This window comes from Mycobacterium europaeum (assembly GCF_002102155.1).
GTDB lineage: Bacteria > Actinomycetota > Actinomycetes > Mycobacteriales > Mycobacteriaceae > Mycobacterium > Mycobacterium europaeum.
Window position 1 is genome coordinate 45,622 of record NZ_LQOU01000016.1, and the last position, 17,739, is coordinate 63,360.

Here is a 17,739-nt window from a genome sequence, read left to right on the forward strand (position 1 = left end):
GATGTCCTCGATGTCCCTGTCGACCAACCGAAAGGCATGAGTGCCTACCGCCAAGACGCCGTCCCGTCTCCGGGTGCCGCAATCGTGAACGACGATCTTCGGTTCGCGCTCATCATCTTGTTCTCCAGCGCGGTCGGTCTGGTCGCGGTGCTGGCGAACCGTCTGACCGAGCGGGTCAAGGTCCCCGTGCCCCTGCTCGTGCTCGTCGGAACGGCAGCGGTGGTGCACTCGGTACCGGCGGTGCAGCCACCGACCGAGCGGATCGTGCAACAGGTCATCACCGTCGCGCTGGTGCTGGTGCTGTTCGACGGCGGGATGCATATCGGGCCTGCCCGGTTCCGCAGGGCGGTTGCCCCCATCCTGTCGGTCGGCGTCCTGGGCACCGGCCTCACCGCCGCCGGCGCCGCCTTGGTGCTGCATTACGCCTGCGGAATCAGCTGGTTTCCCGCGGTGCTCGTCGCAACCGCGGTGGCTCCCACCGATCCGGCCGTGGTGTTCTCGGTCCTGGGCAAACGCGAAATCAGGGGCCGCAGCAGCACCATCCTGGAGGGCGAGTCCGGCGCCAACGATCCGGTCGGCATCTCGTTGATGTCCAGCCTGATCGCCGCCGGTGGCCTCAGTACAGCCGGATTCGCCAGCGTCGGAACCCAATTCGCTCTGCAGATGGCGATCGGCCTGGCCGTGGGGGTGATCGGCGGCCGCGCCCTGCTCGTCTTCATGCGCCGCGTCGCGCTGCCGAGCGAAGGCCTCTACCCGCTGCGAACGCTGGCCTCGAGCCTGATGCTGTACGGCATCGCCACGCTTGCGCACGGGTCGGGATTTCTGGCGGTGTTCGTCGCCGGCATCGTGATCGGTGACGCGCGCGCGCCCTACAAGCCCGAGATCAAGCGATTCCACGCCGCCCTGGCCGGTCTGGCCGAAATCGTCGCGTTCGTCGTGCTGGGTCTGACCGTCGACCTCAACGTGCTGACCCACCCCGACGTGTGGATACCCGGGCTCGCTCTCGGCGCGGGGCTGACGGTGCTGATTCGCCCGCTGGCGGTGAGCGCCTGCCTGCTTGGCGTGCAACTCGAGCGAAACGAGCGCCTCTTCATCCTGTTCGCCGGCCTCAAAGGGGCGGTGCCGATTCTGCTCGGCGAGTTGCTGCGGGCCGCGCACGTTCCCAACGCCGAACGCCTCTACGGCATCGTGGTCGTCGTCGTGATCTTCTCGGTTCTGGTGCAGGGCAGCTCGGTGCCCGGCGTCGCGAATCTGTTGCGGCTGCCCATGCGCACGGTGGAGACCCAGCCGTGGGAGATAGGGGTGCGGCTCGCGGACGAACCGGAGGGGGTCCATCGCCTCAGCGTCGCCAAGGGGTCCGCCGCCGAGGGGTGCACGGTAGAGGGGCTCAGTGACCGTGTCGGCGACATCTGGGTGAGCATCGTGGTCCGCACCACCGGCCTGGTGCCGGTGCGAGGGAACACCGAACTTGAGGCCGGCGACGAGGTCGTCGTGCTGGCGGAACCCGAGCTGCACGACACCCTGGTCGAGCTTTTCGGGCCCCCGTAGGCCGGCGACCTCCGGCTCCCTGTTGTTCCGGCGCTCGCTGCGTAGACTATCGGGATGCTGGAACAGATTCGCGGGCCCGCTGACCTGCAACACCTGTCCCAACAACAGCTGCGTGAACTCGCCGCCGAGATTCGCGAGTTCCTGATCCACAAGGTCGCGGCCACGGGTGGGCATCTCGGGCCCAACCTCGGGGTGGTCGAACTGACCCTCGCGCTGCATCGGGTGTTCGACTCGCCGCACGACCCGATCATCTTCGACACCGGCCATCAGGCGTACGTCCACAAGATGCTGACCGGGCGCGCGCAGGATTTCGAGGGCCTGCGCAAGAAGGGCGGGCTGTCGGGCTATCCGTCGCGCGCCGAGAGCGAGCACGACTGGGTGGAGTCCAGCCATGCCAGCGCGGCGCTGTCGTACGCCGACGGGCTGGCCAAGGCGTTCGAGCTGACCGGTCACCGCAACCGGCACGTGGTCGCGGTGGTCGGGGACGGCGCGCTCACCGGCGGCATGTGTTGGGAGGCGCTGAACAACATCGCGGCGTCGAAGCGCCCGGTGATCATCGTGGTCAACGACAACGGCCGCAGCTATGCGCCGACGATCGGCGGCGTCGCCGATCACCTGGCCACCCTGCGGCTGCAGCCGGCCTACGAGCAGGCGCTGGCGAAGGGCCGCGACGCGGTGCGCTCGATGCCGCTGCTCGGCGAGCTCGCCTACCGGTTCATGCACAGCGTCAAGGCCGGCATCAAGGACTCGCTGTCCCCGCAGCTGCTGTTCACCGACCTCGGGCTCAAGTACGTGGGACCGGTCGACGGCCACGACGAGCGCGCGGTGGAGGCGGCGCTGCGCCACGCGCGCGGCTTCGGCCGGCCGGTGATCGTGCACGTCGTCACCCGCAAGGGCATGGGTTACGCCCCGGCCGAGGACGACGAAGCCGAGCAGATGCACTCCTGCGGCGTCATCGATCCGGTCACCGGGCAGGCCACCAAGGTCGCCGGGCCCGGGTGGACCGCCACGTTCTCCGATGCGCTCATCGGCTACGCCCGGAAACGCCGCGACATCGTGGCGATCACCGCGGCAATGCCCGGCCCCACCGGGCTGAGCGCGTTCGGGCAACAGTTCCCGGACCGGCTGTTCGACGTCGGCATCGCCGAGCAACACGCCCTGACGTCGGCGGCCGGCCTGGCGATGGGCGGCATGCACCCGGTGGTGGCCATCTATTCGACGTTCCTCAACCGGGCCTTCGACCAGATCATGATGGACGTGGCCCTGCACAAGCTGCCGGTCACCATGGTGCTCGACCGGGCGGGCATCACCGGCTCGGACGGCGCGAGCCACAACGGCATGTGGGACATGTCGATGCTGGGCATCGTGCCCGGCATGCGGGTGGCCGCGCCGCGCGACGCCACCCGGCTGCGCGAGGAACTCGGTGAGGCGCTCGACGTCAACGACGGCCCGACCGCGCTCCGGTTCCCCAAAGGTGATGTGGGCGAAGACATTCCGGCCATCGAGCGGCGGGGCGCCGGCACCTCGGCTATCGACGTGCTCGCCGTGCCGGCCGAGGGGCTGAACCACGACGTGCTGCTGGTGGGCGTCGGGGCGTTCGTCCCGATGGCGCTGGAGGTCGCCAAGCGGCTGCACAACCAGGGGATCGGCGTGACGGTGATCGACCCGCGGTGGGTGCTACCGGTTTCCGAGGCGGTCCTCGAGCTCGCCGCCCGGCACAAACTGGTCGTCACGTGCGAGGACAACGGCGTCAACGGCGGCGTCGGGTCGGCGGTGTCCGCGGCCCTGCGCGCCGCGGACATCGACGTGCCGTGCCGCGATGTCGGCCTGCCTCAGCGGTTCTACGAGCACGCCTCGCGGGGCGAACTGCTGGCCGAGCTGGGGCTGACCGATCAGGACGTGGCCCGCCGCATCACCGGCTGGGTCGCCGCGCTGGGCAGCGCGGTCACCGAGGCGGAGATCCGCGAGCACCTGGATTAGGCGTGCTGCTTCGGCGGTGCGACGCTCAGGTCGAGGCCGGAAAATGGGTGACGTGAGCCAGCGCAGCTCGCCTTAGACTGGGAGCGGTAGTGGGCCATGCCGTCACCCGAGGACGAAGGACATCACATGACCGCAGGGATGCACCCGCAGCTGGCCGAGGCCATGGAGTTCGGGCAGCGGTTCCAGTCCGCCCTCGAAGATCAGATGCACCGAACCAACACCGAAACCTTCACCGCCACAGACGAAGGCAAGACCGTCGAGGTGACGCTGAACGGGCGCCACGGGATCACCGATCTCCATATCGAGGATGGCCTGTTGCGGCTGGGCGCCGAAACGGTCGAGCAACGCGTCAACGAGGCCCTGCGCAACGCGGCGGCTGAGGTGAACGCGGCCAACGAAGCCCAGCATCGGCAGCTCGTCGAGTCACTGGCGGGCATCGCCACGCTGATGACGGAGTCACTGGGCCTGGCGTAGCCGAGCTCCCAACGGCGGCAACGGTTCCGCTGCCGGGGCCAAAACCGTCATTCGGTCGCGTACCGGGTGGCGAACACGTGGGCCTGGGTCTCGGCGGCCCGCTCCGGCGACGTGAGTTCCATGCCGTACTCCAGGAGGTCGCGCACGGCATCGGGATCATCCGCCCCCAATTCGCGCATGTTTTGCAGCAGGAAGTCGTGCTGGGCCGCCTGCCCCTTCTGGGTGGCCAGGTGCGCGATCACAATAATCTCCTCGGCCAGTTCGGCTTCGGTCATGCTGGCCACCTTCTCCGAGAGGGCGACTTGCTCGATTCCGCCGTCGCCGAGCGCCGACACCGATACCGTCCCGGGCGGGTTGGTCACGGTGAACAGCGGGATGACGTCCTCCTCGTCGTCCTCCTCGGGAGCCCCAGCCTGTGCGGCGAGTACGGTCGCGGTGTCTACGGGCTCGGCGGCCGCGTACTCCGGCGCCGGCTCGAGCGGGGAGTCGTCGGCACCGTCCTCGGCGGCGGCGAAGCTGAGGGCAGTCAGCGCGTCGGGTTCGCGGTCGGCCGCGGTGTCGCCGGTGGGCGCGAAGTTCATTGCGGCGAAAAGATCGGTGGGGTCTTCGTTACCATTCGGAAGCTGCGCCACGACGTCCCTCTCTCGCATTCATCCCCTGTTCGGCTAGCCGGTAGCTCAGCCGGGAAGCACCTGTTTGTCAAGGTTTCGGGCGGCATCGTGGTCGATGCCGTCGTACGCTTTGGCGGCGGCACGCAGGTTGGCGGCGAGGTCGGTGGCGACCTCGATCATGAGTCCGATCGCCTCCGCGCGGCGGACCTCGACTCCCACGACGGCATCATTGCCGGGTCCGCAGGCCAGACCATGGTTGACCCACACGTTGACGCCGACTCCGTCGACCGCCCCGGCGGACGACTTGAAATCCTCCTTGGTCGCGTCCTGCGCGCGCGCCAGCACTTCGTCAAGGTACTTCGACGTGACGCTCAAGTTCGCCATGGAACCTCCTCGTTGGATTCGATTGCGCCGCAGAGAGATCGGGTTGTCAATGTGCTTTACACGGCGGACTGCGGCCGGCGCGGCTCTCCCGCCTGGTCGGCTTCGAGCGCCGCGACGGCGGCGGGTGCGCGCTCGGTCGCCGCGGCGCCCGCGGCCGCGCCCGCCACTGCGGCGCCGTCGCTCGCGGTGACGTCCTCGGGGACGGCACCCGCTATCGGGGTCCCGTCGGCGGCGGTGGCGGGCCCCTTGCGCTCCCGGGCGGTGGAGGCCGACCGTTGCGGGTAGCCGGGGCCGGTCAGGGCCGAGGTTTGTCCTGCAGGTTGGCCGGCTTGACTGGGCGCCTCCGCCGGCTGAGTCGGGGCGGGCATGCCCCTCACCTGCTGGCCCGACATCTGGATCAGTTCGCTCAGGCGAGGAGCCGTTGCCGGGCTGGCGGGTGCGGCCGCACCGGCCGGCAGGGATGTGCCGGGAACCTCGGACGACGTGAAGTCGGTGGAGAAATCGGAGATGGTGGACGTCGCCGAGGACGCCATGTGAGCGGATGGCGCAATCCGAGAAGTCGACAGATATTCTTTCATCTCCGCGATGATCTTCTCGTACTCCCGGACTACTTCCTGCACCTTCGGCCGGGTCTCCGTGCCAGAGAAGAATTCCATGAAGCCAATGGCGCTCACCGTCGCGGTGATCGCCAGGATGGTGACGACTTTCTGAAACACCAGGGACGAGGCTTCACTCCCTTGGGCTTTGATCAGGAGGGCGACAAAGATGCAGCCGGTGAGGCCGTCCTTTATTCCGGCGATGGCACGGCGGACCTCGGTGAGCTGATCGACTTCGGCCTCCAGGATTTTCATCATTGCCTGGTCCTGATTTCGCATCAGGGTCACGCGGTCCAGCTGGGTTTGGTTCTGTTTGGCGTACTCTTCCGACGCTGAGCCCTCCCATCTGCTGTCGGGGAAGGCGGACTCCAGGTCTTTCTTGGGCGAATCGAGCTTGGAACGGGCGTTGTCGAACTCCGCTCCCTTGGTGGCGTCGCCAAGGCCAAGGAAATACTCGAAAACCGTGATGGCGACGATGCCCCATTCGATGATCGGCACCTCCGCCGCCCAGGGATTTGTTCGCTCCTCGAGACCGCGTTCTATCTCGGCCTTTATGCGTCGCTCAGCGATCCCCTTGACGACAATTTTGGTCGTTTCCATGCCGAATGCGCCGGCGCCGATTCCGGTCGCAACCCAGTCCTTTGCGGCGGCGTTCTTTCCTATGCCGGCCAGGCTCCCTACCAGACCGCCGATTTCGGATGCGGCAACGACCATTTCCATGATCCCTTCTGCGAGTAGGGAGTTCGTGCCTTGCGTCGAGCCTAACAGCTGCCAGACGGTGGCTAGAGCACCAATTTTGTGGCAATCCAGGCGTTAGTCGCGGTTTGCTACCGACCGCCTCTCATCGAGGAAATGGCGGCAGCGAAGATCACCCGTGCGCCGAGTGAATAGCTCCGCCCCGCCCTAGGTCTCCTCGGGTGCGGCGGGCGGCTGCAACGCCCGGGCCAGCGGGGGATCCACCAGTTCCCGCTGCCACTGCCGCGCCTGACCGGCGCGCAGAAACGCGTCGACCGCCTCGAGCGGATCGGGCGCGGGCTCCCAGTCCCAGCACAGCCGTCGCACCAGATCCGGGGAGACCAGGTTCTCGGTGGGGACGTTGACCCGCTCCGACACCTGGGACAGTGCCGCCCGCGCCGCCTCCAGCCGTGCGGCGGCCTCCGGTTTGCGCCGGCTCCACCGCGCCGCCGGCGGCGGCCCGTTCGGCTGTTCGGCGTCCACGGGCGGATTCTTGGTGTGCCTGGCCGCCTCCAGCGCACCCAGCCACGTGGCGGCACTGCGACGCTGATTGCGCCCGCCGAACACCGGCAACGCGGTGAGCTCCTCGACCGTCTTCGGGTCGGCCAGGGCGGCCTCGATGATGGCCGAGTCCGGCAGGATGCGCCGCGGCGCGATGTCGCGGCGCTGGGCGATGCGGTCGCGCGTCAACCACAGCTCGCGGACCGCGGCCAGGCCGCGCCGGTCGCGGACCCGGTGGATCCCCGACGTGCGCCGCCACCGGTCCGGCCGCATCGCGGGCTCCTTCGTGCCCGCCGCCCGCAGATAGTCGAATTCCTCTGCGGCCCAATCCGTTTTGCCTTGCTGGGCCAGGACGTCGGCGATCGCGGTGCGCAGCTCGATGAGCAGTTCCACATCCAGCGCCGCGTAATTGAGCCATTCCTCGGGCAGGGGGCGTTTGGACCAGTCCGCCGCGCCGTGGCCCTTGGCCAAACCGGACCCCAGCAGCCGTTCCACCATGGTCGCCAGGTTCACCCGCTCGAACCCGGCCAGCCGGCCGGCGAGCTCGGTGTCGTAGAGCGCCGACGGCTGCAAGCCGACCTCGGCCAGGCAGGGCAGGTCCTGGTCGGCCGAATGCAGGATCCATTCGTCGTCGCGCAGCACCTCGGCGACCGGCCGCAGCGCCTCGAGCGGGTCGGCCTCGTGGCTCACCGGGTCGATGAGCACGGTGCCGGCGCCGGCCCGCCGGATCTGGATCAGGTAGGCCCGGTTGGAGTACCGGAAACCGGACGCGCGCTCGGCGTCCACCGCGAACGGTCCACGCCCACGCTCCAGCAGTTCGGCCGCCGCCTCGATCTGGCGGACGGTCACGGAGAGGTTGGGGATCCCTTCGGCCGGGCGCAGCAGCGGGGTGGGCTGGGGTTCGCTGCTGCCGGGCTCGGTGCTGCCTTGCCCGTCGGCGGCCGGCTCGGACATGTCAGGCGCGCGACCTCGAGCTCAGGTCGGTCACGCCCGTCGGCGGGAGCCCCGCCGCGTGTTCGAGTACCTCGCAGAACGCCTCGACGTGGACGCCGACTTGCGGCGTGGTCGCCGTCCACGACGCCCGCAGCTCCAGCTGGTGGGCGCGCGGCGGCCCGGAGATGTCGCCGTAGCGCACCGATGTGGTGGCCGTGACGGTGCCGCCCAGCGCGGTGACCTGCTCCATCCGGGATTCCAGCGCGTCGACCAGCCAGCTCCACGCCACCTCGGGCAGCAGGGGGTCGACGGCCTCGCTGGGGTCCAGGTCGGCCTGGATGTAGGCGACCAGGCGGATGGTGCCGTCCCACGCGTCGGCGCCTTCCGGGTCGTACAGCAGGATCAGGCGGCCGAAGGCGTCGCCGTCGGATCGCTCGGGGATGATTTCGCGGTCGGGATGTTTGACCTCGGCTCCCAGCGCGTAGCTGTAGGGCGCGAGGCGTTGCGGCGGGCGGATCGGGCCCAGCTCGATCTCCGGCCGCACGGTGACGCCGTTCATGGCCGCGACCGCCTCGCGGAAGGGCTCCGGTTCAGCTGAGGTCACTTGGCGCCGCTCCTGTTCATCCAGGCCACTTCGCGGCGGCGCGGCGTAGGTCATGAGCGCCACTCTCCCCCGCAAGCGGGTGGTGCCCCCGCCCCATCTGCGCAGTCCTGCGTCGTCACGGCACGGGTCACAGGGTCCGACGGTAGACCCATCGGCGGACGCGCGGCATCAGGCGCGCCGACCGCGATCAAGCCGTTATAAGACCCCATGGCAGCCTATCGACCCAGCTCAGGACCTTGTTCCGCCGGTAAATCGGGCGGGCCGCTTCTCCCGATGCGCGGCGAGGCCTTCCTGCACGTCGGGGCCGCTGAAGCTGAGGAACTCCAGGCCGAGCGAGGTGTCGAAGGCGGGCGCGAACATGCGGTACCAGTAGTTGAGGCTGTGCTTGGTCCAGCGGATCGCGTTCTGGGCGCCGCGGGCCAGATCCTCCGCGATGCGCGTCGCCGTCGCCAGCACGTCGTCGTCGTCGACGCAGGTGGACACCAGGCCGATGCGCTCGGCTTCCTCACCGAGCAACGTCTCGCAGGTGAGCAGGTAGTACTTGGCCTTGGCCATGCCGGCCAGCAGCGGCCAGCAGATCGCGGCGTGGTCACCCGCGGCCACGCCCAGCTTGGTGTGCCCGTCGATGAGTCTGGCGGCGCGGCCCGCCACGGAGATGTCGGCGAGCAGGGCCACCACCAGGCCCGCCCCGACGGCCGGGCCGCGAATCGCCGAGACCACGGGCTTGTCGAAGTTGACCAGGTTGAGCACCAGGTCGCGGGCCTCCCGCATGATGCGGATGCGGCCCTCGTAATCGCCGATGGTCTCGGCGATCAGGTCGAAGCTGCCGCCGGAGGAGAAGGCCTTGCCCTCGCCGCGGACCAGCACGACCCGCACGGCCGGATCGCGGGCGATCACCGGCCAGACGTCGGCGAGGTCGCGGTGCATCTGCGGCCCGACCGAGTTGAGGCCGGGCGCATCGAGCACCAGCGTCAGGATGCCGTCGTCGCCCACCTCACAGCGCAGACTGGGGAACTCGTCGTAGCTGACCGGCGGCTGGCTGACTGGCACGGTCGTCGATATTACGCAGCGGCACCGTCATGGCAGCATTGAGGACAATGAGTACTCGCCGCGACCTTCCCGAGTCGCCGTATCTGGCCGCCGTCACCGGTGGGAAACCCAACCGAATCCCGGTCTGGTTCATGCGGCAGGCGGGTCGCTCGCTGCCCGAATACCGGGCGCTGCGGGCCCAGACCGACATGCTGGCGGCCTGCTTCGACGCAGAGCTGGTCTGCGAGATCACCCTGCAGCCGGTGCGCCGCCACGACGTCGACGCGGCGATCCTGTTCTCCGACATCGTGGTGCCGCTGCTCGGCGCGGGCGTCGACCTCGACATCGTCGCGGGGGTCGGGCCGGTCATCGCGTCGCCGGTGCGCACCGCCGCCGACGTCGACGCGATGAAACCCCTTGACCGGCAACGGATCCAGCCGGTGTCCGAGGCCGTCACGCTGCTGGTGGCGGCGCTCGGCGACGTCCCGCTGATCGGGTTCGCTGGTGCGCCGTTCACCCTGGCGTCCTATCTGATCGAGGGCGGCCCCAGCCGACACCACGCCCGCACCAAGGCGATGATGCTGGCCGAGCCGGCCACCTGGCACGCGCTGATGGAAAAGCTCACCGACATCACCGTCGGCTTTTTGCGGGCGCAGCTGGAGGCCGGGGTGGACGCCGTGCAGGTCTTCGACTCGTGGGCGGGTGCGCTGTCGCTCGCCGACTACCGCACCTACGTGCAGCCGCACAGCGCCCGGGTGTTCGGCGCGCTGGCCGAGCACGGCGTGCCGATGACGCACTTCGGGGTCGGCACCGCCGAGCTGCTGGGCGCCATGTCGGCCGTCGGCGCGACGGTGGTGGGTGTGGACTGGCGGACGTCGCTCACCGACGCGGCCGCCCGCGTCGCGCCGGGGACGGCGCTACAGGGCAACCTCGACCCGGTGGTGCTGATGGCGGGGTGGCCGGCCGTGGAACGCTCGGCCCGGGCGGTGGTCGAGGACGGGCGCCGCGCGGTCGACGCGGGCGCGATCGGTCACGTCTTCAACCTCGGCCACGGCGTGCTGCCCGAGACCGACCCCTGCGTGCTGACCGACCTGGTGTCGCTGGTCCACTCGCTATGACGTCGCCCTCGTATTGCGTTGTCGGGGGCGGAATTTCGGGGTTGACGGCGGCGTACCGGCTGCGGGCGGCGGTGGGCGACGACGCGGCCATCATGCTGTTCGAACCCGGCGACCGGCTGGGCGGGATCCTGCGCACCGAGCGGGTCGGCGGGCAGACCATGGACGTCGGCGCCGAGGCGTTCATCCTGCGCCGGCCCGAGATGCCGGCGCTGCTGGCCGAGCTGGGTCTGTCGGAGCGCCGGCTGGAGTCCACCGGCGCCCGGCCGCTGATCTACAGCCGGCGGACGTTGCATCCGCTGCCCACCGGCACGGTGGTCGGGATTCCGTCGTCGGCCGCCTCGATGGCCGGGCTGGTCGACGAGGCGACCGTCGCGCGCATCGAAGCCGAGCCCGGCCGCCCGCTGGACTGGCGGCCCGGCAGCGATCCCGCGACGGCCGACCTGGTGGGCGAGCGGTTCGGCGAGCAGGTCGTCGCCCGGTCGGTGGACCCGCTGCTGAGCGGGGTGTACGCAGGTTCGGCGGCCACGATCGGCCTGCGCGCGGCGGCCCCGGGCGTCGCGGCGGCCTTGGACCGCGGCGCCACCAGCCTGACCGAGGCGGTCCGGCAGGCGCTGCCCCCGGCGACCGGCGGCCCACTGTTCGGGGCGTTGGACGGTGGCTACCAGGTCCTGCTCGACGCGCTCGTCGAGCGCGCCCGGCCGCGCCGGGTACGGGCCGCGGTGCAGCGGCTGGAGCCGGCCCGGCCGGGATGGTCGCTGCTGGACGACGCCGGCACCCGCTGGCACGCCGACGCGGTCATCCTCGCCCTCCCCGCCCCGCGGCTGGTGCGCCTGATCGCCGACGTCGCGCCCGCGAGCGCGACCGCCGCCGGCCGGATCACCAGCGCGTCGTCGGTGGTGGTGGCATTGGCGGTGCCGGGTGACACCGCCCTGCCGCAGTGCTCCGGCGTGCTGGTGGCCAGCGGGGAAGCCTTGCACAGCAAGGCGATCACCCTGTCGTCGCGCAAGTGGGGCGCGCGCGGGGACACGCAACTGCTGCGGCTGTCGTTCGGTCGATGCGGCGACGCCCTGGCCGAGACGGCGCTGGATGACGAGCTGCTGGAGTGGGCGGTGGACGATCTGGCCACCGTCTTCGGTCTGGACGTCAATCTGGTGGATGCCCGCGTGCAGCGCTGGATCGAGGCGATGCCGCAGTACGGTCCCGGCCACGCCGAGCTGGTCGCCGAGATTCGGGCGGGCCTGCCGCCGACGCTCGCCGTGGCGGGCAGCTACCTCGACGGCATCGGCGTGCCGGCATGCGTCGGGGCGGCCGGCCGCGCGGTCGAGGCCCTCGCGGCGGAAGTGGCACGATAGGTTCCATGGCCAAGCTCGACTACGACACGCTCAACTCCACGATCCGCTACCTCATGTTCTCGGTGTTCTCCGTGGAGCCCGGTGAACTCGGTGACCAGCGCGACGACGTCATCGACGAGGCGTCGACGTTCTTCAAGCAGCAGGAGGAGCGCGGCGTCGTGGTGCGCGGCCTCTACGACGTCGCGGGCCTGCGGGCCGACGCCGACTTCATGATCTGGACCCACGCCGAACGGGTCGAGGCGCTGCAGGCCACCTACGCCGACTTCCGGCGCACCACCGCGCTGGGGCAGGCCAGCTCGCCGGTGTGGAGCAGCGTGGCGCTGCACCGGCCGGCCGAGTTCAACAAGAGCCACATCCCGGCGTTTCTGGCCGGTGAGGAGCCCGGCAACTACATCTGCGTCTATCCGTTCGTGCGGTCCTACGAGTGGTACCTGCTGCCCGACGAGGAGCGCCGCCGCATGCTCGCCGAACACGGCATGGCCGCGCGCGAATACAAGGACGTCCGCGCCAACACCGTGCCGGCCTTCGCGCTCGGCGACTACGAGTGGATCCTGGCCTTCGAGGCCCCCGAACTGCACCGCATCGTCGACCTGATGCGGGAGCTGCGCGCCACCGACGCCCGCCGCCACACCCGTGAGGAGACGCCGTTCTTCACCGGCCCGCGGGTGGCGGTCGAGCAGCTGGTGAACTCCCTGCCATGAGCCAGCCGGACGTCACCGATCCCGCCCGATTCGAGGAGATGTACCGCGACGAGCGGACGTCGCACGGATTGCCCGCCGCCACGCCGTGGGACATCGGCGGGCCGCAACCGGTGGTCCAGCGGCTGGTCGCGCTCGGCGCGATCAAGGGCGAGGTGCTCGACCCGGGCACCGGGCCGGGCCACCACGCGATCTACTACGCCGCCCAGGGCTACTCGGCCACCGGCATCGACGGGTCGGCGGGCGCGTTGGAGCGGGCCCGCGAAAACGCCCGCAAGGCCGGGGTTTCGGTCAACTTCGAACTGGCCGACGCCACCAAGCTGGACGGCATGGACGGCCGGTTCGACACCGTCGTCGACTGCGCCTTCTACCACACCTTCAGCACCGACCCCGAGCTGCAGCACTCCTACCTGCACGCGTTGCACCGTGCGACGAAACCCGGTGCGCGGCTGTACATGTTCGAGTTCGGCGAACACAACGTCAACGGCTTCAAAATGCTGCGGACGTTGTCCGACAAGGCTTTTCGTGACGTGCTTCCCCGTTGCGGCTGGGAGATCACCTACCTGGGCCCGACCACCTATCTGGTCAACATGAGCACCGAGTCGCTGGAGATGATGGCCGCGCGAAACCCGGATACGGCCGATCAAGTCCAGGAACTGCTGGAGCAGTTCCGCTTGATGGAGCCGTGGCTGGTCGACGGCCGGGTGCACGCCCCGTTCTGGGAAGTGCACGCCACCCGCGTGTCGCGTTTTTTCCGCGACACATAAACCTTTGCGACGACACGCCGGAAACCGTCGCAGCAGCTTATGTCTCGTGGATCCTCCGGCCGGGCGCCGGCGTCTTTCGTTCGTGGAGGACGTGTTCATCGGCAGCGAGGCCGTGCGACAGGGCAGGCTGAGCCCGTATCAGCTGCGAATCGGATTTCGTGCGATCTACCCCGACGTGTACCTGGGGGAGCGGGCCACCCGGTCGTTGCGAACGCGCTGCGTCGGGGCCTGGCTGTGGTCGGGCCGACGCGGTGTTGTGGCCGGGCTTGCCGCGGCTGCCCTGCACGGCTCCGAATGGATCGACGACGACGAGCCCATCGAACTCATCTGGGGCAATCAGCACGCACCCGCCGGCGTACTCACCCGCAATCAGCGGGTTGAGCCCGACGAGGTGACCGGCGTGGCAGGTCTGCCGGTCACCACATCGGCGAGGACGGCTTACGACCTGGCCAGGCAGTTCCCTAGGGATGAGGCAGTGGCGCGCCTCGACGCGCTGATGCGGGCGAGCCCGTTTCGCCCCGACGAGGTGCTGGCCCTGGCCACGCGCTACCCGCGTGCGCGGGGCCTGCGGCGATTACGCGCGACGCTTCCGCTCGTCGATCCCGGTGCCGCGTCGCCCAAGGAGACCTGGTTGCGCCTCCTGTTGATCGACGCCGGGATGCCGGCTCCCGAAACGCAGATCGCAGTGAATGAGGGCTGGCGGATGGTTGGCGTGCTCGATATGGGCTGGGAGCGATACAAGGTCGCGGTCGAGTACGACGGCGACCACCACCGCAGCAACCGCCGACAATATGCCCGGGATCAGTGGCGGATACGCAAGCTCGAGACACTCGGCTGGATCGTCGTCCGGGTGATCGCGGAAGACAAACCGCAGGAGGTCCTGAGCCGGGTCCGCGGTGCGCTCGCTCGTCGGGGATGCCACGAGATATAAGCCGTCGCGACGCCTTGCGGCGTGTCGTCGCAACGGTTTATGTGTCGCGGGAGCAAGGCGCGCCGTCGCGGAAGCCGGAGAGCCAGCGAACCCGGCGGCTACGAACCCGACGGCACCAGGCGCAGCGAGATGGAGTTGATGCAGTAGCGCTGATCCGTGGGGGTGGGGTAGCCCTCGCCGGTGAAGACGTGGCCCAGGTGGCTGTGGCAGTTCGCGCACAGCACCTCAGTGCGCGTCATCCCCAGCGAGCGGTCGGACCGCAGGATCACCGCGTCGGAGTTCGCCGGGTCGAAGAACGACGGCCAGCCGCAGTGCGACTCGAACTTCTCTGTGCTGCGGAACAATTCGGCGCCACAGGCCCGGCACTGGTAGACGCCTTCGGTCTTGGTGTCGGTGTACTCACCGGTGAAGGGCCGCTCGGTGCCGGCCTGACGCAGCACATGAAACTCCTCGGGCGTGAGCTTCTGCCGCCACTCGTCCTCGGTCAGCCGCAGCTTCGGGGTTGTCATGCATCCACGCTAGCGAAAGTCGCGGTGCCCCGCCCCCCGCAAGCGGGGGGTACCCCCGGCGCCGGCTCCGCTGCGCTTGCGATCACCGCACGCCCTCACGCTCGCGCGTCAACCACGCCGGATCGATGCCGTCTTCCAGCCGGTTCTCGGCTTTGGCATCCAGGTAACGGAACAGCAGCACGGTGAACACCACGATCAACAGCAGCGACCAGCCGTAGGTGATCTTCAGGTAGTGCAGCGCGCGGCCATATCTCATCCACCGGTAGATCAGCCAGTCGTCCAGCGTCATGAAGCCGTAGATGCCCAGCCACGCCGGCCAGTTGCGGATCAGCGAGTTCGGCAGCACCACGGTCATCAGGAACGGGAACAGCATCATCGAGTAGTAGCCCTGGGCCAGCGACAGCACCAGCCACGACCACAACAGCAGCACCCCCGACGATCCGGTGAACCAGAACAGCGGATCGCGGGTGCGGTAGTAGCGGTACAGCAGCCACAGGGCACCGATCGCCAGCAGCGTGAACAGCACCCGCAGGAACACGATCAACCAGGTGGGCAGGCCGAAGTAGACGCCGTTGCCCTCGATCGAGCTGTTGAAGTAGTCGCGCGTGCCCAGGATGTAGGGCAGCGTCTTGGTGACGAAGTCCATCGGGTCGCTGACCAGCGGCCACGCGGCCACATTGACGGCGACGGGCACGGCGACGGCCGGAACCAGGGCACGCCACTGGCGGTTGAGCAGGGGCAGCAGCAGCAACGGCCCGAGGACGGGTTTGAGTGTCAGCGTCAGGCCGATCGCCAATCCGGCCCACCACTGGCGGCTGGGCCGGCCGTCCAGCAACCACCGCAGATACAGCACCTCCGCCAACAGGACGCAGCCGTTGATGTTCGTGAAGACCAGCGTGCTGGTCACGCTCTCGGTGCAGAACATGGCCAGCAACAGCGCGGGCGCGGCGACCGAGGACAGCGTGAACTTGAACAGCCGCAGCAGCAGGTACCAGGCGACCAGGATGGCGATGGTGTTGATCAGGATGAACAGGTACCGCGACGGCGTGAAGGACAGGTACCCGAACGGCGCCATCAGCAGCGTGCCGCCGGGCGGATACAGGTAGTGCGGGTCGACGTAGTCGAAGTGCTCGTTGTAGATGTCCCAGCCGTGCCGGAAGTTGAGCACCGCCCGGTAGACCGGCTTGAAGTCGTCGGTGATGTTGCCGTTGAGGGGCAGGATGATGCTGCGGTGCAGTACCGAGAAGATGGCGATCGGCCACAGCGCCGACCGCAATATCGTGGCGGTGCTCGGCGGGCCGCTGCGGGGGCGGAAGGCGGCCAGGATCCAGTCGCGCAAGCCGGCTCGGGTCGATTCAGCTGCGGTCACCAGCGCACCGTACACCGGGGCCGGCCCGGAAAGTCAGGCGGGACAGTAGGTGTCGGTGCCGGGCAGTTTGCCGCTGTTGAGGTAGCCGATCAGCGGGGCGACCGCGCAATTCGAGTAGATGCTGGCGCCGTGGCCGATGCCCTGCCACATCACCCGCTTGCTGGCCGCGTTGGCGTTGATGATGGTGGCCGCCGTCGCGGCGACCCCTTCGGTGCCGACGATCGGGTCGTTCTGCACGCCCAGCAGCAGGACGTCGACCTTCAACGATTTCGGCGGCGCCGGCGGCGAGCCGGTGGGCCAGTGCACGCACTTGACCAAGTTGAGCGCCGCGACGGTGCCGAACTGGGGGTACAGCTTGCCCCACGCGACGACCAGCTCGCGCACCCGGTCCGGGGTGGGGCGGTTGACGGCGTCGCTGCAGGTGTTGACGAATTGGCCGTCGGTGTCCCGGGTGGCGTCGGCGTGGTTGATCAGGTTGGTCAGCTGATTGGTGTCCCCGGACCGGGCGGCCGCCAGGGCGTTGGCCAGGTTGGTGGTGGCGTTGACGCGGCCGCCCGCGGGGAAGCCCAGCGCGACGGTGATGGCGTCGGCCAGCTGTGCCACCGACGCACCGCCGGGCCCCTTGCCGGCGCGGGCGTCGGCCAGCAACCCGCTGACGGCGCCCTTGGGGTCGGGGCCCAGCGCGCAATTGACCGCCAGGCACTGGGCGGCGAACGCGTCGAGCGCGGCCTGCTGGCCCTTGACCTGTTGTTCGGCGCCGGCTTCGGCGCTGACGCCCAACGCAACCGGCGAGTCAAGGATCAGCCGGGCGACCTTGTCGGGGCGCGCCGCGGCGTAGGCCAGCGCCACCTGGGCGCCGTTGCCGATCCCGACCAGCGCGACGGCGGGGACGTCCCACAGCGTCCGCAGCCGCTCGATGTCCGAGGCGGCGTGGGCGTTGTCGTAGGCGGACGCTCCGGGCGCGATGGCGTCGGTGCAGTTGGTGGTGGCGGTGTTCGCGACCTCGGACAGGTTGGCGACAGGGTCGTCGCCGGTTTGGAACTGCGCCTGGTCGCGCATGATCTGGCGGTCGGAGGTGTCCCGGCAGTCGATCGGGTTCGACATGCCCATGCCGCGACGGTCGACGGCCACGATCGGGTGGGTCTGCAGCACGTCGGCGCCGCCGCGCGACAGCCAGACCGGCAGCTGCGCCGAGGACGGCAGGTCCGAGCCGGTGGTGAACACCAGCGGGCCGGCGTCGCGCGGCGTCTGGTTCGAGCGCGCCCGGACCACGCCGACGCTCACGTTGCCGGTCCCACCGCCGTTCGGGTCCAGGTCCGCGTCGTAGTTCGCGCAGTCCAGCTGGACGCCGGCGGCGGGCGGGACCGCGGCGTCGCCGAACACCTTCGACGTGCAGTCGTGCCACGGCAGGTCGTTCTTGGGGGCGGCCAGCGGCGGCGGGCCCTTGGGGGGCGGCTTGGCGGTGGTCGCCCCTTGGGGCCGGGCACCGGAATTGGTGGCGAAGCGCGGGTCGGCGGCCAGGCCCGGGACGCAGCCGGCGACCACGGTGGTCACCGCAACCAAGACCGTGGCGAGCGTGATCTGCCGACTCATGTCGACC

The 17,739-nt window shown here is 69.5% G+C and carries 17 protein-coding genes; 8 read left to right on the forward strand and 9 right to left on the reverse strand.

The features are described from left to right. Positions 1–84: 84 nt before the first annotated feature. The 3 genes from AWC03_RS08235 to AWC03_RS08245 all read left to right on the forward strand — a co-directional run bounded on the left by AWC03_RS08235 (position 85) and on the right by AWC03_RS08245 (position 4,002). On the forward strand, positions 85–1,548 hold the full coding sequence (locus AWC03_RS08235) for a cation:proton antiporter domain-containing protein (RefSeq protein WP_249025843.1): 1,464 nt from the start codon (positions 85–87) through the stop codon (positions 1,546–1,548). A 54-nt stretch (positions 1,549–1,602) separates the two neighbouring features. Further along, on the forward strand, positions 1,603–3,528 hold the full coding sequence (gene dxs / locus AWC03_RS08240; protein WP_085240027.1) for a 1-deoxy-D-xylulose-5-phosphate synthase: 1,926 nt from the start codon (positions 1,603–1,605) through the stop codon (positions 3,526–3,528). 126 nt (positions 3,529–3,654) lie between these two features. Then, positions 3,655–4,002, forward strand: a complete 348-nt coding sequence (locus AWC03_RS08245) for a YbaB/EbfC family nucleoid-associated protein (protein ID WP_085240028.1) — start codon at positions 3,655–3,657, stop codon at positions 4,000–4,002. Positions 4,003–4,049: 47 nt separating this feature from the next. Here the strand turns inward: AWC03_RS08245 and AWC03_RS08250 are convergent, their stop codons facing one another. The 6 genes from AWC03_RS08250 to AWC03_RS08275 all read right to left on the reverse strand — a co-directional run bounded on the left by AWC03_RS08250 (position 4,050) and on the right by AWC03_RS08275 (position 9,416). Then, positions 4,050–4,583, reverse strand: a complete 534-nt coding sequence (locus AWC03_RS08250; protein ID WP_085240029.1) for a hypothetical protein — start codon at positions 4,581–4,583, stop codon at positions 4,050–4,052. A 96-nt stretch (positions 4,584–4,679) separates the two neighbouring features. Next, a complete protein-coding gene (locus AWC03_RS08255) occupies positions 4,680–4,997 on the reverse strand; it encodes a type VII secretion target (protein WP_085240030.1) in 318 nt (105 codons plus the stop codon). Positions 4,998–5,053: 56 nt separating this feature from the next. Beyond that, positions 5,054–6,313 (reverse strand): EspA/EspE family type VII secretion system effector, encoded by a 1,260-nt coding sequence (locus tag AWC03_RS08260; RefSeq protein WP_085240031.1) that lies wholly within the window; start codon positions 6,311–6,313, stop codon positions 5,054–5,056. 183 nt (positions 6,314–6,496) lie between these two features. Further along, on the reverse strand, positions 6,497–7,783 hold the full coding sequence (locus AWC03_RS08265; protein WP_085240032.1) for an HRDC domain-containing protein: 1,287 nt from the start codon (positions 7,781–7,783) through the stop codon (positions 6,497–6,499). 1 nt (position 7,784) lies between these two features. Further along, positions 7,785–8,420 carry a DUF3000 domain-containing protein gene (locus AWC03_RS08270; RefSeq protein WP_085240033.1) on the reverse strand — a complete coding sequence of 212 codons (636 nt, stop codon included), beginning with the start codon at positions 8,418–8,420 and terminating at the stop codon, positions 7,785–7,787. Between the two features lie 174 nt (positions 8,421–8,594). Continuing rightward, a complete protein-coding gene (locus tag AWC03_RS08275) occupies positions 8,595–9,416 on the reverse strand; it encodes an enoyl-CoA hydratase/isomerase family protein (protein ID WP_085240034.1) in 822 nt (273 codons plus the stop codon). 47 nt (positions 9,417–9,463) lie between these two features. On the opposite strand from AWC03_RS08275, the gene hemE reads away from it, so the two are divergent. From hemE to AWC03_RS08300, 5 genes are all read left to right on the forward strand, one after another. Next, a complete protein-coding gene (gene hemE, locus AWC03_RS08280; RefSeq protein WP_085240035.1) occupies positions 9,464–10,513 on the forward strand; it encodes a uroporphyrinogen decarboxylase in 1,050 nt (349 codons plus the stop codon). Beyond that, complete coding sequence (locus tag AWC03_RS08285) at positions 10,510–11,865, forward strand: protoporphyrinogen oxidase (protein WP_085240036.1); 1,356 nt, start codon at positions 10,510–10,512, stop codon at positions 11,863–11,865. Before hemE ends, AWC03_RS08285 begins: the two co-directional genes overlap by 4 nt. Before the next feature lie 5 nt (positions 11,866–11,870). Beyond that, positions 11,871–12,566: a hydrogen peroxide-dependent heme synthase gene (gene hemQ / locus AWC03_RS08290; RefSeq protein WP_085240037.1), complete on the forward strand. Its 696-nt coding sequence runs from the start codon at positions 11,871–11,873 to the stop codon at positions 12,564–12,566. Then, positions 12,563–13,330, forward strand: coding sequence for a class I SAM-dependent methyltransferase (locus tag AWC03_RS08295; protein ID WP_085240038.1), 768 nt, complete (start codon positions 12,563–12,565; stop codon positions 13,328–13,330). The genes hemQ and AWC03_RS08295 overlap by 4 nt, the downstream gene beginning before the upstream one ends. A gap of 82 nt (positions 13,331–13,412) precedes the next feature. Continuing rightward, complete coding sequence (locus AWC03_RS08300; protein WP_085240039.1) at positions 13,413–14,261, forward strand: endonuclease domain-containing protein; 849 nt, start codon at positions 13,413–13,415, stop codon at positions 14,259–14,261. 98 nt (positions 14,262–14,359) lie between these two features. Here AWC03_RS08300 and msrB read toward each other — a convergent pair whose 3' ends face one another. The 3 genes from msrB to AWC03_RS08315 all read right to left on the reverse strand — a co-directional run bounded on the left by msrB (position 14,360) and on the right by AWC03_RS08315 (position 17,732). Continuing rightward, positions 14,360–14,770, reverse strand: coding sequence for a peptide-methionine (R)-S-oxide reductase MsrB (msrB, locus tag AWC03_RS08305; RefSeq protein WP_085240040.1), 411 nt, complete (start codon positions 14,768–14,770; stop codon positions 14,360–14,362). 82 nt (positions 14,771–14,852) lie between these two features. Beyond that, the gene (gene aftC, locus AWC03_RS08310; RefSeq protein WP_085240041.1) at positions 14,853–16,154 is read right to left on the reverse strand and encodes an arabinofuranan 3-O-arabinosyltransferase; all 1,302 of its coding nucleotides are present in this window, start codon (positions 16,152–16,154) and stop codon (positions 14,853–14,855) included. Positions 16,155–16,172: 18 nt separating this feature from the next. Beyond that, a complete protein-coding gene (locus AWC03_RS08315; protein WP_090423090.1) occupies positions 16,173–17,732 on the reverse strand; it encodes an alpha/beta hydrolase in 1,560 nt (519 codons plus the stop codon). Positions 17,733–17,739 lie beyond the last annotated feature (7 nt).